Origin of the sequence: Franconibacter helveticus LMG 23732 (assembly GCF_000463115.2) — a bacterium.
Classification (GTDB): domain Bacteria; phylum Pseudomonadota; class Gammaproteobacteria; order Enterobacterales; family Enterobacteriaceae; genus Franconibacter; species Franconibacter helveticus.
Window position 1 is genome coordinate 176,193 of record NZ_AWFX01000049.1, and the last position, 26,604, is coordinate 202,796.

Here is a 26,604-nt window from a genome sequence, read left to right on the forward strand (position 1 = left end):
GGTCAGGAGTCGTGTTTAACTAATGGGGCCAGCCGCGTCGCCATCCAGTCGGCGATATAGGGCTGGGCGTCGCGATTGGGATGAATACCGTCGTCCTGCATCCACTGCGGTTTGAGGTAGATCTCCTCCATAAAGAAAGGCAGCAATGGCGCGGAATAGGCTTTCGCCAGCGCCGGGTAAATGGCGCTGAAGCTTTCGGTGTAGCGACGGCCATAGTTGGGCGGCAAACGAATCTGCATCAGAAGCGGTTCCGCGCCTGCCGCTTTTACCTGCTCGATAATCTGGCGCAGCGTAGCGGCGATGGCGTCTGGCGCAAAGCCGCGCAGCCCATCGTTGCCGCCAAGCTCTATCAGCACCCAGCGTGGTTTATGCTGTTCAAGCAGGGAAGGCAAACGGGCGAGCCCCTGCTGCGCGGTGTCGCCGCTAATGCTGGCGTTTACCACGCGCGTCTCTTGCTGCTGCCATTTATCATTAAGCAGCGCAGGCCACGCCGCATTCGCCGCCATACGGTAGCCCGCGCTCAGGCTGTCGCCAAGAACAAGCAGCGTGTCCGCCGCAGCGGCGCGAAAACTCACAAAAACAAACAACAGGAAAGCGAGATGCCAGCGGAAAACAGCCTTGAAGTTCATCATCTTTTTAAATCCGTCGGTCAGGGGGAACACGCGCTTTCCATCCTCACCGGAGTTGAGCTTGTTGTCAAACCAGCCGAAACCATCGCCCTGATTGGCGAGTCAGGCTCCGGCAAGTCTACCTTACTGGCGATTCTCGCCGGGCTCGACGACGGCAGCAGCGGCGAAGTGAATCTGCTTGGCGAACCGCTGCATAACATGGACGAAGAAGCCCGCGCCAGGCTGCGGGCGAAGCATGTCGGCTTCGTATTTCAGTCTTTTATGCTGATTCCCACGCTGAATGCGCTGGAGAATGTCGAGCTGCCCGCGCTGCTGCGGGGCGAAAACGACCGCGCGAGCCGCGAGCAGGCCAGGCAGTTGCTGGAGCAACTCGGCCTTGGCAAACGGCTCGATCATCTGCCTGCCCAGCTTTCCGGCGGCGAGCAACAGCGGGTGGCGCTCGCCCGCGCGTTTAACGGTCGTCCGGCGGTGCTGTTTGCCGACGAACCCACCGGCAACCTCGATCGCCATACCGGCGATCGCATCGCCGACCTGCTTTTCTCCTTAAACCGCGACCACGCGACCACCTTAATCCTTGTTACCCACGACCCGGAGCTGGCGGCACGCTGCGACAGACGCCTGCGCCTGCGTGACGGCAAGCTGTGGGAGGAAGCATGATAGCCCGCTGGTTCTGGCGCGAATGGCGCTCTTCTTCTTTGTTGATAGTCTGGCTGGCGTTAAGCCTCGCTGTCGCCTGCGTGCTGGCGCTCGGCACTATCAGCGACCGCATGGAAAAAGGCTTAAGCCAGCAAAGCCGGGATTTTCTGGCAGGCGATCGGGCGCTCAGAAGCTCGCGCGCAGTACCGCAGGAATGGCTTCTGGAGGCGAAGCGCGACGGCCTGAAGGTGGGTGAGCAGCTCACCTTCACGACCATGACCTTCGGCGCCGAAACGCCGCAGCTCGCCAGCGTAAAGGCAGTGGACAGCGTTTATCCGCTTTATGGCGCGCTGCAAACCGACCCGCCTGACCTGAAGCCGCAGCCGGGCCAGGTTTTGCTGGCGCCGCGCCTGCTGGCGCTGTTGAAGGTGAAGCGGGGCGATAAAATCGATGTGGGCGACGCCACGCTGACGGTAGCAGGCGCGGTGATTCAGGAGCCGGACGCCGGCTTTAACCCGTTCCAGATGGCGCCCCGGCTGCTGATGCACGTTGCTGACGTGGAAAAGACCGGCGCGGTGCAGCCCGGCAGCCGCCTGATGTGGCGCTATAAATTTGCCGGCGCGCCTGAGCAAATTAAACGTTATGAAGATTTCCTGCTGCCGAAGCTTAAGCCGGAGCACCGCTGGTACGGTATGGAAGAAGATGACGGGGCGCTTGGCAAATCCGTCGAGCGGTCGCAAAAATTCCTGCTGCTCTCAGCGCTGTTAACGCTGCTGCTGGCGGTCGCCGCCGTGGCGGTGGCGATGGGACACTATTGCCGCAGCCGCTATGACCTGGTGGCGATCCTCAAAACCCTTGGCGCGGGCAGGGCGGCGCTGCGCAAGCTTATCGTCGGCCAGTGGCTGCTCGTGCTGGCGCTCAGCGCCCTGACCGGCGGACTGGCGGGAAAAGCGTTTGAGGCGGTGCTGATGCATCTGCTCAAGCCTGTATTGCCCGCCGAATTGCCTGCGGCAAGTTTCTGGCCGTGGTTGTGGGCGGTCGGCTCGATGGTGGTGATTTCCTTGCTGGTAGGGTTGCGCCCGTACCGGCTGCTGCTCGCCACACAGCCGCTGCGCGTGCTGCGCCGGGACGCGGTAGCCAGCGTCTGGCCGCTGAAGGTTTACCTGCCGGTGATTACGCTTGTAGTGGTGGCGCTGCTCGCCTGGCTGATGGGCGGCAACATGCTGCTCTGGTCGGTACTCGCGGGCGCCGTCGTGCTGGCGCTGCTCTGCGGCGTGGCAGGCTGGGGGCTGTTGCGCGTATTGAAGGGCCTGACCATTAAAGCGCTGGCGCTGCGCCTTGCGGTAAACCGCCTGTTGCGCCAGCCGTGGCAGACGCTTAGCCAGCTCGCGGCCTTTTCCCTCTCCTTTATGCTGCTGGCGCTGCTGCTGGTGTTAAGAGGCGATCTGCTCGACCGCTGGCAGCAACAGCTGCCGCCGGAAAGCCCGAACTATTTCCTGGTGAACATCGCGCCTGAGCAGCTTGCGCCAGTAAAAACATTTCTGGCCGAACGGCAGATTGTGCCTGAATCTTTTTATCCCATTGTGCGGGCGCGGCTGACGCAGATTAACGGCACCGCCACCGAAGGCAATAAAGACGAGGCGCTAAACCGCGAGCTTAACCTTACCTGGCAGAGCCAGAAGCCGGAACACAACCCTGTCACTGCGGGCCACTGGCCGCCGAAAGCGGGAGAAGTGTCGATGGAGGCGGGGCTGGCGACGCGCCTTAATATTCACCTCGGCGACAGCGTCACCTTTACCGGCGATACGCAGGATTTCACCGCCCGGGTAACCAGCCTGCGCAAAGTGGACTGGGAGAGTCTGCGGCCCAACTTCTACTTTATCTTTCCGCCGGGAGCGCTGGATGGTCAGCCGCAAACCTGGCTTACCAGCTTCCGCTGGGAAAATGACAACACAATGCTGACGCAGCTTAACCGCGAGTTCCCGACCGTGGGGCTGCTGGATATCGGCGCTATTTTGCGCCAGGTAGGCCAGGTGCTGGAGCAGGTCAGCCGGGCGCTGGAAGTGATGGTGGTGCTGGTGACCGCCTGCGGCATTCTGCTGCTGCTCGCCCAGGTACAGGTGGGCATGCGCCAGCGCCATCAGGAACTGGTGGTTTACCGCACCCTGGGGGCGGGCAAGAAACTGCTGCGCGCTACGCTGTGGTGCGAGTTCGCCGTGCTGGGCCTGGTGGCGGGGCTGGTGGCGGCCATCGGCGCGGAAACCGCGCTCGGCATACTGCAAACCCGGGTCTTTGATTTTCCGTGGGAGCCAGACTGGCGACTGTGGATAATTTTACCGCTCTGCGGCGCGCTGTTGCTTTCGCTGTGCGGCGGCTGGCTTGGCGTGCGGCTGCTGAAAGGGCGGGCGCTGTTCCGTCATTTCGCCGGTTAATGTTAAAGCCCACCCTGCCGGTTTTTTATCCTGGCATGGTGGGCTTTAACAGCATCAGATAATAAAAAAAGAAAGCTTAGTAGCACGATTCAGTAAAAAACGGTCAACACGGTCAGATTAATCCTGGTTATCATTTGCCTGCTAAATGTTTTACGGCAATTTACAGGGAATTATGATGACGATAAAAATAAAAGCGCTGGCGGTATCCGTTGGCGCGGCAGTGGCACTGCTTTCCTCCGCCGCTCAGGCGGAAATCACCGTTCTTAAACAAGATCCGCAGGCGGGCAACCCGCTGAGCCGTCTTAACTTCACCGTTGGCGGCAGCATTCGTCCGCAGTTCCAGAACATGACCGGGGACGACGGCAAAAACAGCTACAAACGTAACGGCTTTGATGGCGGCACGCGCTTTCGCTTTGCGGCGGATTACTACCTTTTCGACGATATTAGCTGGGTGAGCTACTACGAGCTGGGCGTTAACATTCCTGCGCAGTTCAACTGGGATCATCACTACGCGGACGGCGCTCACGACACTTCGCGCCGCATGCTTTACACCGGGCTGAAGAGCGATACCTGGGGCTTGCTGACGTTCGGCCAGCAGAACAGCGTTTATTATGATGTGGTCGGCGTGAAAACCGATATCTGGGACTACGACATGATAGGTCAGGCCCCGGGCAACGGCATTAACGGCGATTACGACGGTTCGTACCGCTCGCGCAAAATGCTGAAGTACAGAAAAACCGTAGGCGATGCCGATATTTTCGCCTCTTACCTGTTTGAAGACAGCGAATTTCTGCCGGGCAACGGCCTGCGTTACAAGCGCAAGGGCGGCGGCTCGCTGGGCATTGATTATCACCTGACAAGCGATCTGGCCTGGGGCGCTGCGTGGAACTACACCCGCGCGGACATGCGTAACCCGGATAACAACGACAGCAAGTCTTACGATCAGAATATCATTGGCACCGCGCTGAGCTGGACGCCGGACAACTGGACCCTCTCCGCAGGCGGCGGCTGGTACCAGAACTTTATGACTACCAAAAAAGTCTCGGTGAATGATTACTTCGCAGGCGACGCGTGGGGCATCGAGTACTTTGCCGGTTATAAATTCCCGGTGGGCCAGTACGCTGTGAAATCGGTTCAGCCTTACTTTATGGGCGACCGCATCGAATACATCAATGGCCGCAATTATCAGCGCATCGACAATGGCGTGGGTATCAGCGTTCAGCTGGATTACGGTTTCCGTGTCGATTATGAGCACGTGTTTACTTCCAGCACCGACAATCTGGGCGATATGAACCTGGTGCGTCTGCGTTACGACTTCTGAGTCGCCTCGCCCCGGTAGCTGCCGGGGCGAATCTCCAGTCCAGAGTATCTACCCCCCATTCCCGCTTTTTCACTTTGCAAATGCGATAAACGCACAACGTAAACGCTGTCTGTTCAATGACATATTCACTTGCATCTTGAAATAATTTCAAGGACAGCGCCTTGTGATCTGTGCCATGTTAAGCCATGCCTTTAACCACAAGGCGAGAAAGGATTGCGCCGCATCGCACGGCGCGCCGCACAGCGACACAACATTTTTAAATGGAGAAGTTATGGGATTGCGTCATACCTTTCGCGCCGCCACCGGCGCGCTTTTGCTGGCCTGCGGATTACAGCTCGCGCACGCCGGCAGCGACCCGCACACGGTTGTTTTCGGCGTGGCGCCGGGACCTTATGGCGATATGGTGAAGCAGGCTATCGCCCCTTCGCTCAAAGAAAAAGGTTACAAGGTAGTGGTGCGCGAATTCAGCGACTACGTGCAGCCGAACATGGCGCTCGCCAACGGCAGCATAGATGCCAACCTTTTCCAGCATTCGCTCTATTTTGACAAATTCACCGCCGACAAAGGGCTGAAGCTCACGAAGCTTATTACCGTGCCGACCGCGGGAATGGGCCTTTACTCGCGCAAAATCAACAGCATCGATGAGCTAAAAAAAGGCGACATCGTTACGCTTTCCAACGACCCGACCAACCTGGCGCGCGGGCTGCGCTTTTTACAGTCGCTCGGGCTGATTACCATTAAAGAGAATATCGACCCGACGAAAGCGTCTGAGCGCGATATTGCCACTAACCCGAAAGGGCTGGTTTTTAAACCCCTTGAAGCCGCGCAGTTGCCGCGAACGCTCGATGGCGTTACCGCTTCGCTGGTGAACGGCAACTTCGCTATCGCCGCCGGTCTTAAGCTCTCCACGGCGCTTAAGCAAGAGCAGCTTGACGAGAACCTGAAAAACATCATCGCGGTACGCACGGAAGATGCGGAAAAACCCTTCGCCAAAGATATTGTGGCGGTGGTGAAATCCCCGGCGTACGCGGCAGTCATTAACGATCCGAAAAATATCTATAACGCGTTTCAGCAGCCCGACTGGATGACGGCGGCGAAAAAACCGTAAGCGTATCGTTTTTACGCGGGTGGGCTTTGCGGCCTGCCCGCGTTTTGTTTATTGAGGTTCCGCATGATTGAAATAAATAATGTTTGCGTCGATTTCGTCTCGCGGCGCGGCGCCACCACGCGCGCGGTGGATAACGTCAGCCTGCGTATTGCGCCTGGCGAAATCTTCGGCATTGTCGGCACCAGCGGCGCGGGAAAAAGCACCCTGTTGCGCACGCTGAATGCCTTAACGCGCCCGAGCGAGGGAAGCATTAAGGTTAATGGCACCGAGATCTCCGCATTGAGCGGCGCGGCACTGCGCCAGGCGCGCCATCGCATCGGCATGATCTTTCAGCATTTCAACCTGATGCATACCCGCACCGTGGCGCAAAACGTCGCATTCAGCCTGAAGGCGGCGGGGTGGGAGCGCGCTGCCATTGCCCCGCGCGTAGCGGAAATTCTGGCGCTGGTCGGGCTGGCGGACAAAGCCGACCGCTACCCGGCGCAGCTCTCCGGCGGGCAGAAGCAGCGCGTGGGCATTGCCCGCGCCATCGCCAATCATCCCGATGTCTTGCTGTGCGACGAACCCACTTCGGCGCTCGATCTGGAAACGTCCGCCACCATTCTTGCGCTGCTTAAGCGGATCAACGAGCAACTCGGCATTACTATCGTGCTGATCACGCATGAAATGAACGTGATCAAAACGATCTGCGATCGCGTGGCGGTCATGTCCGGCGGCAAAGTGGTGGAAGAGGGCGACGTGTTTGATCTCTTCGCCCATCCCCAACACCCGTTTACTCAGCAGCTGGTTTCCCACACGCTAAACCTGACACTGCCTGAGCGGCTGCGTCAGCATTTGCACGGCTCGCTGCTGAAAATTCTGTTTGTCGGCGACAGCGCTGAACAACCGGTGCTTTCCGAAGCGGCGGTTAACTTCGGCGTGGCGGTGAATATCCTGCACGGCAAAATTGAGTATATCGGTGAAAGGGCGCTCGGTATTTTAGTGGTCCAGCTCACCGCCAAAGAGAACCCGGAAGCCGTGGCGGCGGCGGTGGAGCATATACGCGCGCGCACCGCGCAGGTGGAGGTGATAAATGGATGACTTGCTGGCCGACCTGGGCCTCGCGTTTAATGAAACCTTCCAGATGCTTGGCATCTCTACATTGCTGGCCATTATTGGCGGCCTGCCGCTTGGCTTTCTTATTTTCGTCACCGACCGGCATCTCTTCTGGCAAAACCGTTTTGTGAACGCCGTAAGCTCTGTTGTGGTGAATATTATCCGCTCGGTGCCGTTCGTTATTTTGCTGGTGCTTTTGCTGCCGCTGACGCAGTTTCTGCTGGGCAATACCATCGGGCCGATTGCTGCTTCGGTGCCGCTCTCCGTGGCCGCCATCGCCTTTTATGCGCGGCTTGTGGATGGCGCGCTGCGCGAAGTGGATAAAGGGATTATCGAAGCGGCGGAGGCGTTTGGCGCAAGCCCGATGCGTATTATCTGCACCGTGCTGCTGCCGGAGGCAAGCGCCGGGCTGCTGCGCGGCCTGACCATTACGCTGGTGAGCCTGATTGGCTATTCGGCAATGGCGGGCATCGTCGGCGGCGGCGGGGTAGGGGACCTGGCTATCCGCTACGGCTACTACCGCTACGAGACGCAGGTCATGATTGTTACCGTCGTCGCGCTGATTGTGCTGGTGCAGGTGGTGCAAATGCTGGGCGACTGGCTGGCAAAACGCGCCGACAAGCGCGACCGGCATTAATCCTCAAAGGGCAGATACGCTCTGCCCGTTTTTCATTTGCCGTAGCGGTTTTCCAGCCACCCCTGCACCTGCGCATAGTCTCCTCGAAAAACAATGTTTGCCGACTTTTTCTCCAGCTGATAACGGTACATCGGGTCGTAATAATCATTTAACAACGGAACAAGCCAGTCGAAATGCGCTTCGTGGCGGCCCGTTTGCTGATGTTTTAAGAGCGCCTGCGCCTGGAGCTCCGCAAGCCGGGCGAAGCGCTGAAGGCCCAGGCGACGGCGTATGGCGTAAAGCCCGTGATAAAGATAATCGCCAAATTCGCGCCAGCCCGCCTCTTCGCCATAAGCCTCGCAACAGGCTTGCTGCATCCCGATAAAGTATTCCTGGCCCAGACGTTGCAGGCGCCGTTCAAAAGGCTCTTCCACCACAGCGACGGGAGAAAGCGCCATTTGCTCGCGCAGCGCGGCGGGCAGATGGTTCGCGCCAATCGTGCGGCCTTCGTCTTCCAGCACCCAAAAAGGCGAAGGCAGCGTTTGCCATACGGCTTCCTGTGCCAGCAGCGCGCCGGCAAGGTGATTTTCAAAACTTGCCTGCGAAAGCTGTGCGGTAAGGGTGCGGCCAAAGGACGATCCCCGGTGGCGCGCCAGCCCTTCGAGATCGATGCCTGTCGCCATCTCACGCACCAGCAGGGTTTTGCCGCTGCCGGTGCAGCCGCCCACCAGAATCAGCGGACGGCGCGCCAGCTCGTCAATAGCGTCGCTCGCTGCCTGACGCAACGCTTTATAGCCGCCGATAACCAGCGGATAGTCTATGCCGCTCGCTTTCAACCACTGCTGCACAATATGGGATCGCAACCCGCCGCGGGCGCAGTAAAGATACCCTTCGGGATGGCGCAGGCAGGCCGCTTGCCAGGCCGCTATGCGTTTCTCGCGCGTTTCGCCCTGCACCAGCTGGTGACCGAGCGCCAGCGCCGCCTGCTGGCCCCGCTGCTTGTAACAGGTGCCGACGGCGGCGCGCTCCTCATTATTCATCAGCGGCAGGTTACAGGCCGCAGGCAGCGAGCCCTGCGCAAACTCTACCGGCGCCCGCACGTCGATAAGCGGCGTGGCCTGCGCCAGCAACTGGCGATAATCGCGGGTATCGGGCCGCGCCGTTAGCTTCTGATCCATGTGACTCCCCCTGAATTTCTGACGGCGCCATTCTACGCCTGCGCGCTAAAGGACGGGCAAGAGTTTGCGCCCGCAGAAAGAAACAAGGCCGCAAAGCGTTTAGCTCAATTTCGGTAAAGCATTGCTTGCTGGCGGCAATAGCGGGGCGAAAACCGTGAAATTAGCGCTAAAAAGCAGCGATTTAGCACAGGTTTAGCCATCGATATTTCCGGACGACTTTACCGCTTTCCTTCCTCACGGCTAAATAGCGCAGAATATTCCTTTTGGTTCTGAAAGGTGAGTAAAGGTTCTTTAGCGGCAAAAAACCACGGTTCTATCATCTGCGAAAACCTTGATTACAGGATAATCGCGATGACCATAGCGCATAACGTTAGCGAGTTGATCGGCAATACTCCGCTGCTGCGGCTGCAAAAACTTGATACCGGCCCCTGCGAACTGTTACTGAAGCTCGAAAATCAAAACCCTGGCGGCTCGATTAAAGATCGCGTGGCGCTCTCCATGATCAATGAAGCGGAGCGGCTGGGCCTTCTTGCGCCCGGCGGCACAATTATTGAAGCCACGGCAGGCAATACGGGACTGGGCCTGGCGCTTATCGCCGCGCAAAAGGGGTACAAGCTGATTCTGGTGGTGCCGGACAAAATGAGCCGCGAGAAAATTTACCACCTGCGGGCGCTGGGCGCGCAGGTGCGTCTTACCCGCTCAGACGTGAATAAAGGCCATCCGGCCTATTATCAGGATTACGCAAAGCGGCTGGCGAGCGAGACGCCCGGGGCGTTTTATATCGATCAGTTTACTAACCCGGCCAATTCGCTGGCGCATGAAACCGCCACCGCCCCGGAGCTGTATGCCCAGGCGGCCGGGAAAATTGACGCTATTGTCGTGGGCGTAGGCTCCGGCGGGACGCTTGGGGGGTTGCAGGCGTGGTTTCGCCAGCACTCGCCCGACACCGAGTTTATTCTTGCGGACCCGGCAGGCTCCGTGCTTGCCGACCAGGTTGAACATGGCCGCCACGGCGAGGCCGGTTCGTGGCGCGTGGAAGGCATAGGCGAAGATTTCATACCGCCGCTCGCCCGAATTGAAGGCGTTGGGCGCGCTTATCGTATTAGCGATGCCGAAGCCTTTGAAACCGCCCGCCGCCTGCTGAAAACCGAAGGTATTCTCGCAGGCTCCTCTACCGGCACGCTGCTTGCCGCCGCGCTGCGCTACTGCCGCGCCCAGACCACGCCGAAGCGGGTAGTCACTTTCGCCTGCGACAGCGGCAATAAGTACCTCTCCAAAATGTTCAATGATGACTGGCTGCGCCAGCAGGGGCTGCTTGAGCGCCCTTCGACGGGCGATCTGCGCGATTTTATCGCGTTTCGCCATGACGAAGGGGCAACGGTAACCGCTGCGCCGGATGATACGCTGGCGACAGTGCTGGCGCGCATGCGGCTTTACGATATTTCGCAGTTGCCCGTGCTGGAAGGGGGCGCTGTGGTCGGCATCGTTGATGAGTGGGACTTGCTTAATGCCGTACGCGGCGACAGCGCGCGCTTCCTGGAGCCGGTGTCCCGCGCCATGAACCCGCGCGTCGAAACGCTGACTAAAAACGCCAGCGAGAGCGCGCTGTTTGACGTTTTCTCCCGCGGGCTGGTGGCCGTCATCACCGACGCCGACCGCTTCCTCGGGCTTATTACCCGTACCGACGTGCTGAACGCCTGGCGCAACCGGCTTGAATCATAAGGAAAAGTAAATGGATAAGTTTGCTACTTTGAGCGTGCACAGCGGCGCGCACGACGACCAGTACGGCGCCGTCATGCCGCCAATCTATGCCACCTCCACCTACGCGCAACCGGCGCCGGGCGAACATACCGGCTATGAATATTCGCGCAGCGGCAATCCCACCCGCCATGCGCTGGAGCGGGCCATTGCAGAGCTTGAAGGCGGGGCGCAGGGTTATGCTTTTGCTTCGGGCCTTGCGGCTATTTCCACCGTGCTGGAACTACTGGATAAAGAGAGCCACCTGGTGGCGATTGACGACGTTTACGGCGGCACTTACCGGCTGCTGGAAAACGTGCGCAAGCGCACGGCGGGGTTATCTGTCACCTGGGTAAAGCCGGACGATCTGGCGGGGCTTGAAGCGGCGATCCGCCCTGAAACGAAAATGATCTGGGTGGAGACGCCGACCAATCCGCTGTTGAAGCTTGCCGATCTCGCGGCGATAGCCGCTATCGCCCGTCGACATGGAGTGATTAGCGTGGCGGACAACACTTTCGCTTCGCCTGCGCTGCAAAAACCGCTGGAGACAGGGTTCGATATCGTGGTGCATTCGGCGACCAAATACCTCAACGGCCACTCCGACGTGGTGGCGGGGCTGGCCGTGGTGGGCGATAACGCAGCGCTTCGTGAACAGCTCGCTTACCTGCAAAACGCCGTTGGCGGCGTGCTCGACCCGTTCAGCAGTTTTTTAACGCTGCGCGGTATTCGCACGCTGGCGCTGCGTATGGAAAAACACAGCGCTAACGCGTTAAAAATCGCCCGCTGGCTTGAACAACAGCCGCAGGTGGAGAAGCTCTTTTTTCCGGGGCTTGAGTCCCATCCGCAGCATCAGCTTGCCAGTCGGCAGATGCAGGGGCCGGGCGGTATGATTTCCGTGGTGGTGAAGGGCGATGAAAGCCGCGCGGCGCAGGTTATCAAAAAGCTTCGTCTTTTTACGCTGGCAGAGAGCTTAGGCGGCGTGGAAAGTCTGGTGAGCCAGCCATTCAGCATGACCCACGCCTCTATTCCGCTGGCGCAGCGGCTCGCTAACGGCATTACGCCGCAGTTGATCCGGCTTTCCGTTGGCATTGAAGACGCCGACGATCTGATTGCGGATTTGCGCCAGGCGCTGGAAGCCTGAGCACGCTGGCAAGCGCGGCGTAAGAGCAAGGGCGCTGCGCTAAAGCCGGGGCAAACTTTTGTATACGCGGGAAAAGCAACAGTCGTAGGTATGCAGACGCTGTCAGGCTGATTACGTGGCTGAATCTGTTTGACCACGGAAGACGCCCTGGGACGCGAGAGTAAAAAAAGCGGGCTTTGCGGCCCGCTTTTTTCGTCAACCCAGTTTCATCTGCGCCCAGGCGATGCCGCTGGCATATTCCGGCGGCAGCAGCGGGACCAGCGCTTCCAGCGTGGCGCAAAGCCGCGCCGTGTCGCTGTCGTTCAGGTTGAGGTGACCAACTTTGCGCCCCGGGCGGACTTCTTTGTCATACCAGTGCAGGTGAACCAGCGGCAGCTTCAGCCAGTCGTAGTTCAGGTCGGTGCCAATTAAATTCACCATGACCGACGGGCTGTTAACCACCGGCTGCGGCAGCGGTAAATCCACTACGGCGCGCAGATGCAGTTCGAACTGACTAATAGACGCGCCATTTTGTGTCCAGTGCCCGCTGTTATGCACGCGCGGCGCCAGTTCGTTAATCAGCAATCCGGCGGGCGTAACAAAGCACTCCATCGCCATCACGCCTACGTAGTTCAGCGCGTGCATGATGGCGGAAAGCATCGCTTCCGCCTGCGCCTGCTGTTCCATATTCGCCTGCGGAAAAGCGACGCTGGTGCGCAGGATCCCTTCCTGATGAAGGTTGTGCGTCAGCGGATAAAAAACAGTGCTGCCGTCATGCGCGCGCGCGCCCACCAGCGACACTTCGCCCGAGAAGTTAATCCCCTGTTCGACGATGCATTCGCCGTAGCACTCCTGCGGCAGTTCCGCCGTTTCATCCGCACGCAGGCGCCACTGGCCACGGCCATCGTAGCCGCCGACGCGGCGCTTGACGATAGCCAGTTCGCCGAGACGGTCGAACACGGCCGGCCATTCGCTTTTATCCGCCAGCAACTGCCAGGGCGCGGTGGCCAGCTTCAGTTTGTCAAAAAGCTGTTTTTGCGTCAGCCGGTCGGCGATTATCGGGAAGACGTCGCGGTTAACAAACGCCGGATGACGCGCCAGTTCGCGGGTCAGCGCGGTTTCCGGCCAGCGCTCAATCTCTGCGGTAATGACGCTTTGTCCGAAAGGCACCGCCTGCGGCTCGTCGTCCAGCCCCACCGGCCAGACCGGGATGCCCAGCGGTTCGCCCGCCTGGCGCAGCATGCGGCCAAGCTGGCCGTTGCCGAGAACGCAAACCTGCTTCATGCCGCACCCCGCGGATCCGGGTTTTCCAGCACCTCGTCCGTTTGCTGCTGGCGCCAGAGGCTCAGCCGGTTCAACAGCGCCTCGTCATGCTGCGCGAGGATCTGCGCAGCCAGCAACGCGGCGTTAGCCGCGCCCGCTTTGCCAATCGCCAGTGTGCCCACCGGAATGCCGCGCGGCATTTGCACGATGGAGTAAAGGCTGTCGACGCCGCTCAGCGCCGCGCTTTGCACCGGCACGCCCAGTACCGGCACCAGGGTTTTCGCCGCAATCATGCCCGGCAAATGCGCCGCGCCGCCCGCGCCCGCGATGATCACCTGAAAGCCGTTCGCCTGCGCCGTTTCAGCGAAGCTGAACAGCTTGTCCGGCGTGCGGTGGGCGGAAACCACTTCCACATGGTGAGGAACATCGAGAGCGTCAAGGATTTCAGCGGCAAACTGCATGGTGGCCCAGTCACTTTTCGAACCCATGACAATGGCGATACGCGCCGGTTGGTTGCTTAAAGACATACGTCTTAAAACTCCTGTGGGGTGTGCGGACAAAACAACGAATCGTCGTTACGAGGGGTGCGAGAATAACACGGTTTAGCGGCAAGGAAAACGGTTGCGCGGCTGTCGTAGCGGCAAAATAGCCCTGGAGATTAAAACGGAAAAGCGATGAGTTCGATGCCTTCAGGCGCGACTTTAATCATTGAGCCTTCGGTGTGCCAGGCGCCTAACACGTAGCGAAACGCGGGCTCGCCATTCGCATTAAGTTGATGAACGGCAGGGCGGTGGGTATGGCCGTGAATAAGATGCTGTACGCGATGGCGCTCAAGCGTATGGAGAACCGTTTGCGCGTTTACATCCATAATCGCCATATCTTTAACGCTGTTAGAGGATTTGCTGCCGGCGCGCATTTTCGCAGCGATGCGTTTACGCAGGTAAAGGGGTAAGGCGAGAAAGAGTTTTTGCAGCCAGGGCTGATGCACTTTGGCGCGAAAAGCCTGATAGCCCACATCGTCGGTGCAAAGCGTGTCGCCGTGCATAATCAGCACGCGTTGGCCGTAAAGCTCAAGCACTTTCTCTTCTGGCAGAAGCGTCATGCCGCTTTGACGGGCAAAGCCTTTGCCGAGCAGAAAATCACGGTTGCCATGAATGAAGTAACAGGGGACGCCGCTGTCAACCAGCGAGCGAAGGGCAATGGCGATTTGCCCATGCAGCGGGTTTGGATCGTCATCGCCGATCCACGCTTCAAAGAGGTCGCCAAGGATGTAAAGCGCATCGGCTTGCCGCGCCTCGCCAGCCAGAAAACGCAGAAAACCGGCGGTAATCGCCGGTTCTTCTGTGCACAGATGAAGATCTGCAATAAAGAGTGTGGCCACGATTACTCGCTGACGGTCACGCGCTCGATTACCACGTCTTCTTTCGGTACATCCTGATGCATGCCGCTGCGGCCGGTAGAAACGCCTTTGATTTTATCCACCACGTCCATGCCTTCCACCACTTCGGCGAACACGCAGTAACCCCAACCCTGCATGCTTTCGCCGCTGAAGTTCAGGAAGTCGTTGTCCACAACGTTGATGAAGAACTGCGCGGTAGCGGAGTGCGGCGCCTGGGTACGGGCCATTGCCAGCGTGCCACGGGTGTTTTTCAGGCCGTTGTTCGCTTCGTTTTTGATAGCGTCTTTGGTCGCTTTCTGCTTCATGCCAGGCTCAAAACCGCCGCCCTGGATCATAAAGCCGTTGATAACACGGTGGAAAATGGTGTTGTCGTAAAAACCTTCGCGGCAGTAGTCCAGGAAGTTCTTAACAGTTTCCGGCGCTTTGTCATCAAAAGTTTTGATTACGATATCGCCGTGATTGGTGTGAAAAGTAACCATGCTTGCATCCTGTTCTGTGTAGTAGTGCTGAAGCCTGCTGCGCAGGCGACGTCAGGCTGTTGTTATAGCATAACTTGCAGGTGGCGATCACCTTGCAAAGTGTGCTCCTTCCGGTTTGAATTATGAGGTAACATAGCGCTTTTCGTTTTTACCACACACTGATACGGAATCTCCTGATGCTAAAAATCTTCAACACAATGAGTCGTCAAAAAGAGGAATTCAAACCTATCCATGCCGGAGAAGTCGGCATGTATGTGTGTGGCATCACCGTTTACGATCTCTGTCATATCGGCCACGGCCGTACTTTTGTCGCCTTCGACGTGGTGGCGCGCTACCTGCGCTTCCTCGGCTATAAGCTGAAGTATGTGCGTAACATTACGGATATCGACGATAAAATCATCAAACGAGCGAATGAAAATGGCGAAAACTTTGTGGCGCTGGTGGACCGTATGGTCGCCGAGATGCACAAAGATTTTGATGCGCTGAATATTCTGCGCCCGGACAGCGAGCCGCGCGCCACCCAGCATATTCATGAAATCATCGACCTGGTAGAGCAATTGATCGCCCGCGATCACGCTTATGTCGCAGACAACGGCGACGTGATGTTCTCGGTGCCGACCGATCCCAACTACGGCGCGCTTTCCCGTCAGGATCTGGAGCAGCTTCAGGCGGGCGCGCGCGTCGAAGTGGCGGATGTGAAGCGCAACCCGATGGATTTCGTGCTGTGGAAGATGTCGAAACCCGGCGAGCCAAGCTGGCCGTCGCCGTGGGGCGAAGGACGTCCGGGCTGGCATATTGAATGTTCCGCCATGAACTGCAAACAGCTTGGCAGCCATTTCGATATTCATGGCGGCGGCTCGGACCTGATGTTCCCGCACCACGAAAACGAGATTGCCCAGTCCACCTGCGCCCATGATGGCGAGTATGTGAACTACTGGATGCACTCCGGCATGGTGATGGTGGATCGCGAGAAGATGTCTAAATCCCTTGGCAATTTCTTCACCGTGCGCGACGTGCTGAAATATTACGACGCCGAGACCATCCGCTATTTCCTGATGTCCGGTCATTACCGCAGCCAGCTGAACTACAGCGAAGAGAACTTAAAGCAGGCTCGCGCCTCGCTTGAACGTCTTTATACCGCGCTGCGCGGCACCGACAGCAGCGTGGAAGCGGCAGGCGGCGAAGCGTTTGAAGCGCGTTTTGTTGAAGCGATGGACGACGACTTCAATACCCCCGAAGCCTACTCTGTGCTGTTTGATATGGCGCGTGAAGTGAACCGGCTGAAAACGGAAGATAAGGCTGGCGCGAATCATCTTGCGGCGCATCTGCGCAAGCTTTCCGCCGTGCTGGGCCTGCTGGAGCAGGATCCGGAACAGTTCCTGCAAAGCGGCGCGCAGGCCGATGACGGCGAGGTTGCGGAGATTGAATCGCTTATCCAAAAACGCCTTGAAGCGCGTAAGTCGAAAGACTGGGCGGCAGCCGATGCGGCGCGCGACCGCTTAAATGAAATGGGGATCGTGCTGGAAGATGGCCCGCAAGGCACCACCTGGCGACGGAAATAAGAAAAAGCGGCGAAAGCCGCTTTTTTTTGCCGTTGATACAGCGTTCGAACGTTCGTCTTCGCAAAGCCCCTTTATAGCAGTCAGCGTGGTCAATCAGGCCGAGCCGCGCGCCACCAGCTGGCCGGAAAGGGTGATGCGCTGCGCCGCCAGATCAGGCGCCTGGATTTTGCGAATAATCAGCGAAGCGGCCTGGCGCCCGGTCTCTTCGCTGGCGGAGGAGACATACGTAAAAGAGGGCGAGGTGAGATTAATGTGCATCATGTCTTCAAAGCCCGCCAGCGAGACTTGCTGCGTCAGGAAGACATCTTTGCCGACCGTACGGCCCACCTGCTGAATAGCGTCAATACAGCCGATGATGGCGTGCGGCGAATGGCAGAGCAGGGCGGTAATTTTGTTATTGGCTTCCAGCAGCGCTCTTGTCGCGAGGCTGGCAGCATGGGTTTCATCGGCGCAGGCCGGGGTAAACTCTTCTCGCCACGGCATACCGTACTGCTTCAGCGCTGCCTGATAACCCAGCAGCCGTTGCTGGCGAACCAGGCACGTTTTGCTGCCGCCGATATAAGCAATATTACGGTGGCCGCGCTCAATCAGGTAGCGAGTGGCGAGGCTGCCTGCCTGACGGTTGTCGCGCATGACAACATCGCGCGCGCTTTGCAACGGCGACTGAGAAACCGCTACCAGCGGCAGCGTGCAATTTTCAATGATAGCGGGCAGCGTATCGCGTGTGGCGTCGGCCGCCAGATAAATCACCCCCGCAACCCCCTGGCGGGTAAAAGAGAGCAGACACTGCTCCAGACGAGCCGGATCGTCAGAAGGCTGGGTGAGAAAAACCATAAATCCCTGCGCTTCCAGCGCCTGCACCACGCTTGCCGTTACGCGCGTTGAAAAAGCATCATTAAAGTCGTGCACCACCAGGCCTATCAGATTCGAAGTATTCGCGCGCAGGTTTGCCGCCGCTACGTTATGCACGTAGCCCAGCGCCTCTATGGCGGCCTGTACGCGGGCGATGGTCGCTTGCGAAATCTTCCCCTTCTGGCGCAGCACCAGTGAGACGGTAGAGACAGAAACCTCCGCCCGTTTCGCCACGTCGATAATGCTGACTTTCTTCATCGGATCCCTTCTTCGCCTGTTTATTCCGTTAGATACCACAAAGCCCCCCGTAGCGATACGGGAGGCTTAAAGGTTAAGCGTTAAGCCTTACCGGCCAATCATGCCTGACATCGTCTGGGCGATAAACTGCGCCCGGGCGCCGAAAATAACCTGAATGCCGCTGTCGCCGACAAAGACCACGCCTCGCGCGCCGACGTTATTCAGACCATCGCGATCCACCCGTTCCGGCTTCGCCACTTCAAGGCGCAGGCGAGTAATGCAGGAACCCACGCTTGCGATATTGTCAGCGCCACCCAGCAGGCCGATGATATCGTTCGCCAGTTCAGCATCGGTTTTATCGTCCGCATTTGCCGCTATATCCGCCCGGCCCGGCGTTTTTACGTCGAAACGACGGATAACAAAGCGGAAAGTGAAGTAGTAAATAATCGCCATCGGGATGCCGACGATGACCGCGTTCAGATAGTTAGTCTCAAAACCGTTAAACGAAGGCAGAATACCGAACGAGATGTAATCGATAAGCCCGGCGGAGAAAGATTTCACGATATGCGCGTGCAGCAGATACATGCACATGTAAGAAAGCCCGGCCATGATGGCGTTAAAGACATACAGCACCGGCGCGACAAAAATAAAGGTAAATTCAACCGGCTCCGTAATACCTGTCAGGAAACAGGTTAACGCGGCGGAAAAGAGAATGCCGGAGGCGATCTTTTTATTTTTGGTATTCGCTTCGTGATACATCGCAAGACAGGCTGCCGGCAGCGCGAACAGCATCAGCGGATACTCGCCTTGCAGGAATTTGCCGGCGTTCTGGTAGCTGTCGCTGCTGAAGCTTTTTACGCCTTCTTCCAGCATCTTAAACCAGATGGTCTGGTCGCCATGAATCAACTGTCCCGACTGGGTGGTGTAGTCGCCAAAGGAGTACCAGAAAGAAGGGTACCAGATATGGTGCAGCCCAAGCGGGATAAGCGCACGTTCCACAAGGCCGAAAATAAAGGTTGAAGCCGCCTGGTTATCGCCATTCACTACCACAGAAAGCGCATCGATACCCGCCTGAATATGCTGCCAGATATAGGGCAGCACCAGCCCGAGCAGGAAAGAGAGCAGGGCGGTAACAATAGCGACGAAGCGTTTTCCGGAGAAGAACCCCAGAAATTCCGGCAGTTGCAGCGTGTGGAAACGGTTATAGCACCAGGCCGCAAGAATGCCGCAGATAAGGCCGCCGAACACGCCCATTTGTAACGTCGGAATACCAATCACCATGGCATATTTACCGCCGTTCGCCGCCATTTCCGGCGTAATGCCAAGCATAGTGCCGATAGTAACGTTAACAATTAACACAGAGACCGCCGCTGAAAGCGCGGCGATGCCCGATTCCGCCGCAAGCCCCACTGCCGAGCCTATGGCGAACAGCACCGGCAGGTTATCAAAAATAACCCCGCCCGCGTTCATCATCAGCGGCAAATGAAACTTGTCGCCGAATGCCAGCAGCAGACCGGCCGCTGGCAACAGTGAAATCGGCAGCATTAACGCGCGGCCAATCATTGAGAGCTTTGAAAGCGATTTAACCAACCCTGACATCAGACTCATGCTGATTCCCCCGACAGACCATTTATACGGGTTTTAACCCTGTTTTATCTAAGTAGAACGTTTTACTAGAACGTTCTACTTATGCTGTTACAGTGGGCTTACAACGCGCAACAGAAATTTAACGTTCTGTCAGAAGAAATTCTGATTTTTTGAGATTGATCAGAAAATGGCGTCAGGAAGGGGTGGACATGCTGAAAGAGGCAACCATGACCATCTCATACGCACGCTGCGCAGAGGTTTATATTTTCTGAAAATTAAATGAAATAATGCGCTGAATATAGCGTGTGACAGATTAATAATAAGAAAACGTTTAGGTATTTATCTTTATTGTTAATTAATGATTCATTAAAAATAATTAACGTGAATATTCTACAGGATTTTATATCATTCCAGGATTGTCTTTAGATTAATGTATGAGGGATAATCGATTTTATCTGTCTTGCCTCGGCGATAACGCTGCTCTCGCTTCGATGGCCTATATAATTTAGTGGGGTAATATCTTGGGCGCTATTTATAAAACCGGCAAATATATGCCGATAAAATTTATCAATCTTCTTGCTGTAACAGGCGCGTTATTAATAAGCGGTTGCCAGAATAATAAATCATTACCACCCGAACAGGCTGCGCAGGAGGCTGAAACGCCAGCGCAAACGGCGCAGTCCGCCCCGCTGCCAACGCCGCAGATGACCACGCCGCAAGCCGAGGAAAGCCAGGCTTCAGAAGGTTCGGCAACGATATGCCAGCGCGAGCTCGCCGCGCTTTCTAAAATTAACCCTTCTGTGTATGCCGTAAAGAAACAAGCTTTTGAAACGCTTTTACAGACCGCCACGTCTTATAGCGCGGTGCGTAGCGATATTAACGAGCAAACCCGGGACACCCTTGATGCGTTATACAAATATAAAACGCAAAAAATATGTAACGACATTGAGCAGGCTATCCAGCAGGGATTAATCAGCCGTGGGGAAAGTATTAAATGAAACGCTTTAATTTAAAGCCCATTTTTTTTTTTTGCATTACCGGTAGCCATTAACGCAGCAGTTGCCCCTCATGTACTGGCCAGCAATACAGAGAAAACGCTTAAGTCGCTGGATGCCATTACCGCGCAATCCAGCGGGATCCCCGATTTATTGCTGGCCAAACCTGTACCGTTACCTGAACCTGAAAAGGGTTCTTCTGATAAACCCGCCAAAAAACAGCCAGCTAAAAAAACTGCGCAGCCCGTGAAGGCAACTGCCTATGCCGACCAGCAAGCGGTAATCAACAAGCTTCGCGCTGAACTCGCCAGTGCTAAAAACACCTGGCAGACAGAAAAAGCGGATCTGCAAGAGGCCGCTCTGCAAAGCCAGCAGCAGGTTAGCGCCCTGCAAAAGCAGCTTAGTGATTTGTCACGCGGGCAGGGGAACGCGTCGCAAAGCGCAACACGCTTGCAGCAAGATTTACAAGAGGCCCAACAGCAAAACCGAACGCTTAAACAACAAATCGTTGAACTCACGGGTTCGCGTGCCGTAAACGCGCAAGCGCTGGCGCAAGCGCTGGCGCAAGTGCAGCAAAAATTAGCTGAAAGTCAAAAAAATGGCGCTGAACTGCAAAGGCAGATAGCTGAGCTGCGGGTCTCGCGTAATGCAAGAGCAGAGGCGCTGGATAAGACCCGTGAAGCGCTTGCCGCTAACCAAAAAGCGTTGCAGAGCCTTAAAGCAGAGCTTGCCGCCACGGTTTCCGGCCAGGGTGAAAAAGCAGCGCAAATCGCGCTTATCAAAAAATCGCTTGAAGAGAGCCAGAAGAAAAACCAATCGCTTGAAGCGCAAATGGCGCAGCAGAAGCAGGCGCAAGCCGCAAAAGAACAGCAGATATTAAATCAGCTCTCACAAAATGAAACGAAAACCGAAACGCTGGAAAAACAACTGGCAGAACTCGCTTCGGCGAAAAACGGTAGCGGGAAGGTAATGGCGCAGCTTCAGCAGCAGCTTAACACCAGCCAGCAAGAGGCGGCGCAGTTGAAAGTGCAGATCGCCACACTTTCGAGCGCGCAGGATGCCAAAACGCAGGAGGGCGGCAAGCTGCAAGCGCAGTTGCTTGAAAGCCAGAAAAAGGCGCAGGCGCTGCAAAGCCAGCTCGCCTCGCTGACAGATGCTCAGAAAGCGAAAGGCGATGAAAGCGCGCAGCTTCGCCAGCAGCTCACCGCCAGCCAGAAAGAGGCGCAGGCGATGAAAGCGCAAATCGCCACCCTCAGCAGCGCGCAAGGCGAAAAGGCGCAGGAGAGCGGCAAGCTGCAAGCGCAGTTGCTTGAAAGCCAGAAAAAGGCGCAGGCGCTGCAAAGCCAGCTTGCCTCGCTGACAGATGCGCAGAAAGCGAAAGGCGATGAGAGCGCCCAGCTTCGCCAGCAGCTCACCGCCAGCCAGCAAGAGGCGGCGCAGTTGAAAGCGCAGATCGCCACGCTTTCGAGCGCGCAGGATGCCAAAACGCAGGAGAGCGGCAAGCTGCAAGCGCAGCTGCTTGAGAGCCAGAAAAAGGCGCAGGCGCTGCAAAGCCAGCTTGCCTCGCTGACAGAGACTCAGAAAGCGAAAGCCGATGAAAGCGCGCAGCTTCGCCAGCAGCTCACCGCCAGCCAGCAAGAGGCGCAGGCGATGAAAGCGCAGATCGCCACCCTCAGCAGCGCGCAAGGCGAAAAAGCGCAGGAGAGCGGCAAGCTGCAAGCACGACTGCTTGAAAGCCAGAAAAAAACGCTGGCGCTGGAAAAAGAGATTGCTGTTTTAACCACAGCACAGGCTGACAGCACGCAATCAAGCGAAAAAATGGCGCAACAGGTGCAAGAAGAGCAGAAAAAAGCGGCAGCGCTGGCAAAACAAGTGGCGGAACTCACTGCCTCACAGAGTGGTAATACCGCAGCTTTAGCGATGGCTGAGCAGAATCTGGTCGCCAGCCAGAAAAAATCGAGCGAATTTGAGAAAAAATGGCAGGAAGCCAGCAAACAGCTTGAGGAAAAAAATAAGCAACTGGCCTCGCTTGATAAAGCGAAACCCGCTACCGCCGCGAAACCGAAAAGCACAGATGAGATCCGCGACTATGCACTGGGCGCGTTTTGGGCTCAGGAGATGATAGGCATGATGAAGAGCAAAGAGGGGTACGGTTACCATATTGCTCGTCAACAGGTATTGAACGGCGCAACGGACATGATCAACGGCGAGTTGAAGCTGTCGTATGAGCAACTGATCAAAGTCTTACAGGAGCTTGATAAAAACTCCGGCGCCCAGGAAGAGAAAGTCAAAAAAATCGCCAACAATGAAGGCAGACAGTATATGACTGGCTTCAGTAAACAGCCGGGCGTGAAAAAAGCGTCTATGGGCTACTACTATCTGATCGCTAAGAAGGGAAGCGGGAAGATCAAAAACAGCGACACGGTAGGGGTCGTTATCCGCGAAAGCCTGTCAAACGGCAAAATCATCAATGATATGACGCAAAAGGGTACGGTGCTGGCGTTACCGCTTAACAGTTATCCGCCGCTGTTTAAATCGGCGTTGTCAGTGCTGAATAACCATGGTGAAATCCGTATCGTTGTGCCGCCTGAACTGGCTTATGGCGAAGCAGGAAGAATGCCGGAGATCCCGCCTGACTCAACGATGGTCTACGATATTAAAATCGTTGATGTCGCGCCAACGGGCGGCCAGCCCGCTAGCGCAAATAAATAACAAAAACCCGGCGTTAGCCGGGTTTTTTACTTCGCCTGTTTATATCCGGGTACCCGCCTGACGCTTCATTAAATGCGCTCGATCACATTTTTAAACTTTTTAATGTTATTTAAAAACAGCCGGTTAAGACCAAATGACGTGAGTTAGCTTGCGATGCGCTCACGGGCTGCCAGTCTTATTAACAGAGATAAGTTAATAAACCCAGCACAAAAAGGAGGTTTTATGGCTCGTTTTCAGCAGAAAGTTGTGGTGATCACCGGCGCAGGTTCTGGTATTGGCGCCGGGGCGGCGAAGCGTTTCGCCAGCGAAGGCGCAAGCGTCGTGCTGGTGGGCCGTACGCCGGAAAAACTGGAGAAGGTGGCGGCTACGCTGGCGCAGGGCAAACATCTTGTCGTGCCTTGCGACGTTTCGAATGCGCAAGAGGTGCAAAATTTAGCGCAGCGCGTGGCGGATGAATATGGCCGTGTCGATGTGCTGGTGAATAACGCAGGCGTTATCGTTCAGGGCCGCATCCATGAAATTAAACTGGACGACTGGGAAACGTTGATGGGCACGGACCTCAACGGCGTCTTCTATTGCACGCATTATTTCATGCCTGAGTTGCTTAAAACCAAAGGCAACGTGGTCAACATCTCTTCTGTTTCCGGCCTTGGCGGCGACTGGGGCATGAGTGTTTATAACGCCGCGAAGGGCGCTATCACCAACTTTACTCGCGCGCTGGCGATGGACTACGGCGCGGACGGCGTGCGCGTTAACGCGATATGCCCGGGTTTCACTTTTACCGACCTGACCGAAGAGATGAAGCAGAATGAACCGCTGCTGCAAAAATTCTATGAGCGTATTCCGTTGAAACGCGCCGGCGAGCCGGAAGATATCGCCGACGCCATTGCGTTTATCGCCAGCAATGACGCGCGGTATATCACCGGGGTGAATCTGCCGGTAGATGGCGGTATTACGGCCTCTAACGGCCAGCCGCCGCAAGCGTAAGGCAGAGCAACGGCTTAGAAGTCCGTGGTCCGCCCAATAAAAAACCCGCCTGATGGCGGGTTTTTACGTTCAGACAACATCAGGCGGTAACGGTGATGCTTTGCCCTTCAAAAGTGACAGTCTGACCAGCAACGATTTTGCAGCGCTTGCGGGTTTCCACCGCGCCGTCTACCTTCACGAGCCCTTCGCTGATGACGATTTTCGCCTGCGCGCCGCTCTCGGTCCAGCCTTCCAGCTTCAGCAGGTCGCACAGCTCAACATGCGGGTGTTTTCCAAGAGAAAATGTCGCCATTTTACGCGCCCTCCGCGTCATGATATTCCTCGCACGCCTGAAGCGTGTTCTGGATAAGCGTGGCGACGGTCATTGGACCCACGCCGCCTGGCACAGGGGTGATATAAGCAGCGCGCGCGGCGGCGTCGTCAAACACGACATCGCCCACAACTTTGCCGTTTTCGAGGCGGTTAATGCCAACATCAATCACTATCGCCCCTTCCTTAATCCACTCACCAGGAATAAAGCCCGGTTTGCCGACCGCAACGATCAACAGATCCGCGTTTTCTACATGATGGCGCAGGTTTTTAGTAAAACGGTGAGTCACCGTGGTGGTACAGCCCGCAAGCAGCAATTCCATGCTCATGGGGCGACCGACAATGTTAGAGGCGCCGATAACCACCGCATTCAGGCCGTAGGTATCGATATTGTAGCGCTCCAGCAGCGTAACGATGCCACGCGGGGTGCAGGGACGCAGACGCGGCGCACGCTGGCACAGGCGGCCTACGTTGTAAGGATGAAAACCATCCACGTCTTTATCCGGCGCGATACGCTCCAGCACTTTTACGTTATCGATGCCCGCCGGCAGCGGCAGCTGTACAAGAATGCCGTCAATAGCGGCGTCGGCGTTCAGCTCGTCGATAAGCGCGAGAAGTTCCGCTTCGGTCGTGGTTTCAGGCAGATCGTACGAGCGGGAAAGAAAGCCCACCTCTTCGCACGCTTTGCGCTTGCTGGCGACATAAATCTGCGAAGCGGGGTTAGCGCCAACCAGCACAACCGCAAGACCCGGCGCCCGTTTTCCAGCCGCCAGACGCGCCTGCACTTTTTCCGCAACTTCTTGTCGCACCTGCTGCGCAATCGTTTTACCGTCAATAATCTTTGCTGCCATCAGAGAGAGGATTCCATCTGTAATGATAAAGGAGAGGGGATGTTGATATTTTGTCAGAAGCGGGCGGCGCTGTCAGTCCCGAAAGCGCCTTTATGCTTAAAAGGCAAGCGGGCAGTCGGAAAGCCATTGACTCACAAGGCGCTCACCGTATAATTCCACGCGTTTCACAGCGTTAAAGGCTCCCTTGGCGTTGTGGCAGCATCTTCCCGATGCGCCCTTAGCTCAGCTGGATAGAGCAACGGCCTTCTAAGCCGTGGGTCGCAGGTTCGAGTCCTGCAGGGCGCGCCATTCTGTTTCTGTGCCATCTCGTGTTGCTTTTAATGCCCCACTTTATCTTCCCGGTCCGGCTCGGCCAGGTATTGCCAGCAGGTAACGAACAGTGCGGCAATCAGCGGTCCTGTTACGAAGCCGTTGATACCATACACCGTCAGGCCGCCAAGCGTGGCGATAAGTATCAGATAATCCGGCATCTTAATATCTTTTCCTACCAGTATGGGGCGCAGAATATTATCCACCAGCCCGACCACCACCACGAACCAAACCACAAGCGCTATCGCCTTCCAGAGCGCGCCTACCGCGAACAGATAAATGGCGGCGGGAACCCAGACTAAAGCGGTGCCAACGGCCGGCACCAGCGAGAAAAAGGCCATCAGCGCTCCCCATAACAGGCTACCCTGAATCCCCAAAAACCAGAACGCCACGCCGCCAAGAAAGCCCTGAATCACGGCTACCACCACCGTGCCTTTCACCGTGGCGCGCGCCACGGCGGCGAAGCGGGCAATCAGCCGATACTTGACCCGGTTTTCCAGCGGGATGGCGCGCATAATTAACGCCACCAGATGCGAGCCATCTTTCAGTAAGAAAAAGAGCAGGTAGAGCATAACCCCGAAGCCTACCGCCAGGCTGAAGGTGTTTTTACTGATAGCCAACGCACTGCCGGCGAGGAACTGGCTGCCCTGCATAACGGCGGCAGAGAGTTTTCGCTGTATTTCGCCTACGTCATCCAGGTCATAGTCTGCAAGCAACTGCTGGCCCCAGGAAGGAAGGTGGCGAATGACATCGGCAAACACAACCGACATAGAGGTGTTGTCCTCCTGGAGATTGCGATAGACCACATTAAATTCATTCACCAGAGAAGAGAGAATAACCGCCAGCGGCGTAAAGACGATAAGGCAGATAAGCAGCAGGGTCAGCAACGACGCGAGGCCATTTCTGTTGCCGGTCGCCCGCCGACGGATCCACTCTTTGGTTTTATAAAAGATAACCGCAAGGATTGCCGCCCAGAGCACGGCCGAGGCGTAAGGCCGTAATATCGTCAGGAAGGCCAGCGTGACCACAGCAAGAATGAGAATAAAGAAAAACTTAGAAAAGCCTCTTGGCAGCATGAGTATTCCTTTGAGGTAATTTTAAAAATGCTCTCTGGCAAAACGGCATTGTCCGTAGCGCCCTGTTTATTATGGCAGAAAGGGGTAAGTCTGCTTCCGGCGTGGTTTTATCCC

At 56.7% G+C, this 26,604-nt stretch carries 23 protein-coding genes and 1 tRNA gene; 13 read left to right on the forward strand and 11 right to left on the reverse strand.

Annotated elements, in window-relative coordinates:
• Positions 1-2: 2 nt before the first annotated feature.
• Entirely contained in the window at positions 3-632 is a 630-nt protein-coding gene (gene tesA, locus DW56_RS15875; protein WP_024551367.1) for a multifunctional acyl-CoA thioesterase I/protease I/lysophospholipase L1, read from the reverse strand.
• Between tesA and ybbA the strand changes: the two genes are divergently transcribed.
• From ybbA to DW56_RS15905, 6 genes are all read left to right on the forward strand, one after another.
• Positions 600-1,286 (forward strand): putative ABC transporter ATP-binding protein YbbA, encoded by a 687-nt coding sequence (ybbA, locus tag DW56_RS15880; protein ID WP_024551377.1) that lies wholly within the window; start codon positions 600-602, stop codon positions 1,284-1,286. The two genes, tesA and ybbA, sit on opposite strands and share 33 nt — an antisense overlap.
• The gene (ybbP, locus tag DW56_RS15885) at positions 1,283-3,697 is read left to right on the forward strand and encodes a putative ABC transporter permease subunit YbbP (RefSeq protein WP_024551366.1); all 2,415 of its coding nucleotides are present in this window, start codon (positions 1,283-1,285) and stop codon (positions 3,695-3,697) included. Before ybbA ends, ybbP begins: the two co-directional genes overlap by 4 nt.
• Before the next feature lie 175 nt (positions 3,698-3,872).
• Complete coding sequence (locus DW56_RS15890; protein ID WP_024551365.1) at positions 3,873-5,018, forward strand: porin; 1,146 nt, start codon at positions 3,873-3,875, stop codon at positions 5,016-5,018.
• Between the two features lie 271 nt (positions 5,019-5,289).
• Positions 5,290-6,126: a MetQ/NlpA family ABC transporter substrate-binding protein gene (locus DW56_RS15895; protein ID WP_024551364.1), complete on the forward strand. Its 837-nt coding sequence runs from the start codon at positions 5,290-5,292 to the stop codon at positions 6,124-6,126.
• 63 nt (positions 6,127-6,189) lie between these two features.
• The gene (gene sfbB, locus DW56_RS15900) at positions 6,190-7,206 is read left to right on the forward strand and encodes a virulence-associated ABC transporter ATP-binding protein SfbB (RefSeq protein ID WP_024551363.1); all 1,017 of its coding nucleotides are present in this window, start codon (positions 6,190-6,192) and stop codon (positions 7,204-7,206) included.
• Positions 7,199-7,858, forward strand: coding sequence for a methionine ABC transporter permease (locus tag DW56_RS15905; RefSeq protein ID WP_024562028.1), 660 nt, complete (start codon positions 7,199-7,201; stop codon positions 7,856-7,858). The genes sfbB and DW56_RS15905 overlap by 8 nt, the downstream gene beginning before the upstream one ends.
• Positions 7,859-7,890: 32 nt before the next feature.
• On the opposite strand, the gene mnmH is transcribed toward DW56_RS15905, so the two are convergent.
• Positions 7,891-9,015, reverse strand: a complete 1,125-nt coding sequence (gene mnmH / locus DW56_RS15910) for a tRNA 2-selenouridine(34) synthase MnmH (protein WP_024551361.1) — start codon at positions 9,013-9,015, stop codon at positions 7,891-7,893.
• Between the two features lie 351 nt (positions 9,016-9,366).
• Between mnmH and DW56_RS15915 the strand changes: the two genes are divergently transcribed.
• Positions 9,367-10,737, forward strand: a complete 1,371-nt coding sequence (locus DW56_RS15915) for a pyridoxal-phosphate dependent enzyme (RefSeq protein ID WP_024562027.1) — start codon at positions 9,367-9,369, stop codon at positions 10,735-10,737.
• A gap of 10 nt (positions 10,738-10,747) precedes the next feature.
• On the forward strand, positions 10,748-11,893 hold the full coding sequence (locus DW56_RS15920) for a trans-sulfuration enzyme family protein (RefSeq protein ID WP_024553940.1): 1,146 nt from the start codon (positions 10,748-10,750) through the stop codon (positions 11,891-11,893).
• 195 nt (positions 11,894-12,088) lie between these two features.
• On the opposite strand, the gene purK is transcribed toward DW56_RS15920, so the two are convergent.
• The 4 genes from purK to ppiB form a co-directional block, all read right to left on the reverse strand.
• A complete protein-coding gene (purK, locus tag DW56_RS15925) occupies positions 12,089-13,156 on the reverse strand; it encodes a 5-(carboxyamino)imidazole ribonucleotide synthase (protein ID WP_024553939.1) in 1,068 nt (355 codons plus the stop codon).
• Positions 13,153-13,662: a 5-(carboxyamino)imidazole ribonucleotide mutase gene (gene purE / locus DW56_RS15930; RefSeq protein WP_024553938.1), complete on the reverse strand. Its 510-nt coding sequence runs from the start codon at positions 13,660-13,662 to the stop codon at positions 13,153-13,155. Before purE ends, purK begins: the two co-directional genes overlap by 4 nt.
• A 131-nt stretch (positions 13,663-13,793) precedes the next feature.
• Entirely contained in the window at positions 13,794-14,516 is a 723-nt protein-coding gene (lpxH, locus tag DW56_RS15935; protein WP_024553937.1) for a UDP-2,3-diacylglucosamine diphosphatase, read from the reverse strand.
• Between the two features lie 2 nt (positions 14,517-14,518).
• Positions 14,519-15,013: a peptidylprolyl isomerase B gene (gene ppiB, locus DW56_RS15940; RefSeq protein WP_024553936.1), complete on the reverse strand. Its 495-nt coding sequence runs from the start codon at positions 15,011-15,013 to the stop codon at positions 14,519-14,521.
• Between the two features lie 176 nt (positions 15,014-15,189).
• On the opposite strand from ppiB, the gene cysS reads away from it, so the two are divergent.
• Positions 15,190-16,575, forward strand: coding sequence for a cysteine--tRNA ligase (cysS, locus tag DW56_RS15945; protein ID WP_024553935.1), 1,386 nt, complete (start codon positions 15,190-15,192; stop codon positions 16,573-16,575).
• A 93-nt stretch (positions 16,576-16,668) separates the two neighbouring features.
• On the opposite strand, the gene malI is transcribed toward cysS, so the two are convergent.
• Together malI and DW56_RS15955 are read right to left on the reverse strand one after the other, a co-directional pair.
• Positions 16,669-17,685: a Mal regulon transcriptional regulator MalI gene (gene malI, locus DW56_RS15950; RefSeq protein ID WP_024553934.1), complete on the reverse strand. Its 1,017-nt coding sequence runs from the start codon at positions 17,683-17,685 to the stop codon at positions 16,669-16,671.
• A gap of 87 nt (positions 17,686-17,772) precedes the next feature.
• Positions 17,773-19,272 carry a PTS transporter subunit EIIC gene (locus DW56_RS15955; protein ID WP_024553933.1) on the reverse strand — a complete coding sequence of 500 codons (1,500 nt, stop codon included), beginning with the start codon at positions 19,270-19,272 and terminating at the stop codon, positions 17,773-17,775.
• Between the two features lie 530 nt (positions 19,273-19,802).
• Here DW56_RS15955 and DW56_RS15960 point away from each other — a divergent pair.
• The 3 genes from DW56_RS15960 to budC all read left to right on the forward strand — a co-directional run bounded on the left by DW56_RS15960 (position 19,803) and on the right by budC (position 23,945).
• Entirely contained in the window at positions 19,803-20,249 is a 447-nt protein-coding gene (locus tag DW56_RS15960; protein WP_139152828.1) for a hypothetical protein, read from the forward strand.
• A gap of 243 nt (positions 20,250-20,492) precedes the next feature.
• Positions 20,493-22,958, forward strand: a complete 2,466-nt coding sequence (locus DW56_RS15965) for an FKBP-type peptidyl-prolyl cis-trans isomerase (RefSeq protein ID WP_152525472.1) — start codon at positions 20,493-20,495, stop codon at positions 22,956-22,958.
• 222 nt (positions 22,959-23,180) lie between these two features.
• A complete protein-coding gene (budC, locus tag DW56_RS15970; protein ID WP_024552729.1) occupies positions 23,181-23,945 on the forward strand; it encodes a meso-2,3-butanediol dehydrogenase in 765 nt (254 codons plus the stop codon).
• Between the two features lie 79 nt (positions 23,946-24,024).
• Here the strand turns inward: budC and ybcJ are convergent, their stop codons facing one another.
• Both ybcJ and folD read right to left on the reverse strand, forming a co-directional pair.
• Entirely contained in the window at positions 24,025-24,237 is a 213-nt protein-coding gene (ybcJ, locus tag DW56_RS15975; RefSeq protein ID WP_024552728.1) for a ribosome-associated protein YbcJ, read from the reverse strand.
• Position 24,238: 1 nt separating this feature from the next.
• On the reverse strand, positions 24,239-25,105 hold the full coding sequence (folD, locus tag DW56_RS15980) for a bifunctional methylenetetrahydrofolate dehydrogenase/methenyltetrahydrofolate cyclohydrolase FolD (protein ID WP_024552727.1): 867 nt from the start codon (positions 25,103-25,105) through the stop codon (positions 24,239-24,241).
• Between the two features lie 211 nt (positions 25,106-25,316).
• Between folD and DW56_RS15985 the strand changes: the two genes are divergently transcribed.
• Positions 25,317-25,393: transfer RNA gene (locus tag DW56_RS15985), tRNA-Arg, on the forward strand.
• A gap of 29 nt (positions 25,394-25,422) precedes the next feature.
• On the opposite strand, the gene DW56_RS15990 is transcribed toward DW56_RS15985, so the two are convergent.
• Entirely contained in the window at positions 25,423-26,490 is a 1,068-nt protein-coding gene (locus DW56_RS15990; RefSeq protein ID WP_024552726.1) for an AI-2E family transporter, read from the reverse strand.
• Positions 26,491-26,604: the final 114 nt, after the last annotated feature.

Coding starts and splice junctions, on each gene's coding strand:
- ybbA (WP_024551377.1), top strand. CDS start 600: ATGCCAGCGGAAAACAGCCTTGAAGTTCATCATCTTTTTAAATCCGTC.
- tesA (WP_024551367.1), bottom strand. CDS start 632: ATGATGAACTTCAAGGCTGTTTTCCGCTGGCATCTCGCTTTCCTGTTG.
- ybbP (WP_024551366.1), top strand. CDS start 1,283: ATGATAGCCCGCTGGTTCTGGCGCGAATGGCGCTCTTCTTCTTTGTTG.
- DW56_RS15890 (WP_024551365.1), top strand. CDS start 3,873: ATGACGATAAAAATAAAAGCGCTGGCGGTATCCGTTGGCGCGGCAGTG.
- DW56_RS15895 (WP_024551364.1), top strand. CDS start 5,290: ATGGGATTGCGTCATACCTTTCGCGCCGCCACCGGCGCGCTTTTGCTG.
- sfbB (WP_024551363.1), top strand. CDS start 6,190: ATGATTGAAATAAATAATGTTTGCGTCGATTTCGTCTCGCGGCGCGGC.
- DW56_RS15905 (WP_024562028.1), top strand. CDS start 7,199: ATGGATGACTTGCTGGCCGACCTGGGCCTCGCGTTTAATGAAACCTTC.
- mnmH (WP_024551361.1), bottom strand. CDS start 9,015: ATGGATCAGAAGCTAACGGCGCGGCCCGATACCCGCGATTATCGCCAG.
- DW56_RS15915 (WP_024562027.1), top strand. CDS start 9,367: ATGACCATAGCGCATAACGTTAGCGAGTTGATCGGCAATACTCCGCTG.
- DW56_RS15920 (WP_024553940.1), top strand. CDS start 10,748: ATGGATAAGTTTGCTACTTTGAGCGTGCACAGCGGCGCGCACGACGAC.
- purK (WP_024553939.1), bottom strand. CDS start 13,156: ATGAAGCAGGTTTGCGTTCTCGGCAACGGCCAGCTTGGCCGCATGCTG.
- purE (WP_024553938.1), bottom strand. CDS start 13,662: ATGTCTTTAAGCAACCAACCGGCGCGTATCGCCATTGTCATGGGTTCG.
- ppiB (WP_024553936.1), bottom strand. CDS start 15,013: ATGGTTACTTTTCACACCAATCACGGCGATATCGTAATCAAAACTTTT.
- cysS (WP_024553935.1), top strand. CDS start 15,190: ATGCTAAAAATCTTCAACACAATGAGTCGTCAAAAAGAGGAATTCAAA.
- malI (WP_024553934.1), bottom strand. CDS start 17,685: ATGAAGAAAGTCAGCATTATCGACGTGGCGAAACGGGCGGAGGTTTCT.
- DW56_RS15955 (WP_024553933.1), bottom strand. CDS start 19,272: ATGAGTCTGATGTCAGGGTTGGTTAAATCGCTTTCAAAGCTCTCAATG.
- DW56_RS15960 (WP_139152828.1), top strand. CDS start 19,803: ATGCCGATAAAATTTATCAATCTTCTTGCTGTAACAGGCGCGTTATTA.
- budC (WP_024552729.1), top strand. CDS start 23,181: ATGGCTCGTTTTCAGCAGAAAGTTGTGGTGATCACCGGCGCAGGTTCT.
- ybcJ (WP_024552728.1), bottom strand. CDS start 24,237: ATGGCGACATTTTCTCTTGGAAAACACCCGCATGTTGAGCTGTGCGAC.
- folD (WP_024552727.1), bottom strand. CDS start 25,105: ATGGCAGCAAAGATTATTGACGGTAAAACGATTGCGCAGCAGGTGCGA.
- DW56_RS15990 (WP_024552726.1), bottom strand. CDS start 26,490: ATGCTGCCAAGAGGCTTTTCTAAGTTTTTCTTTATTCTCATTCTTGCT.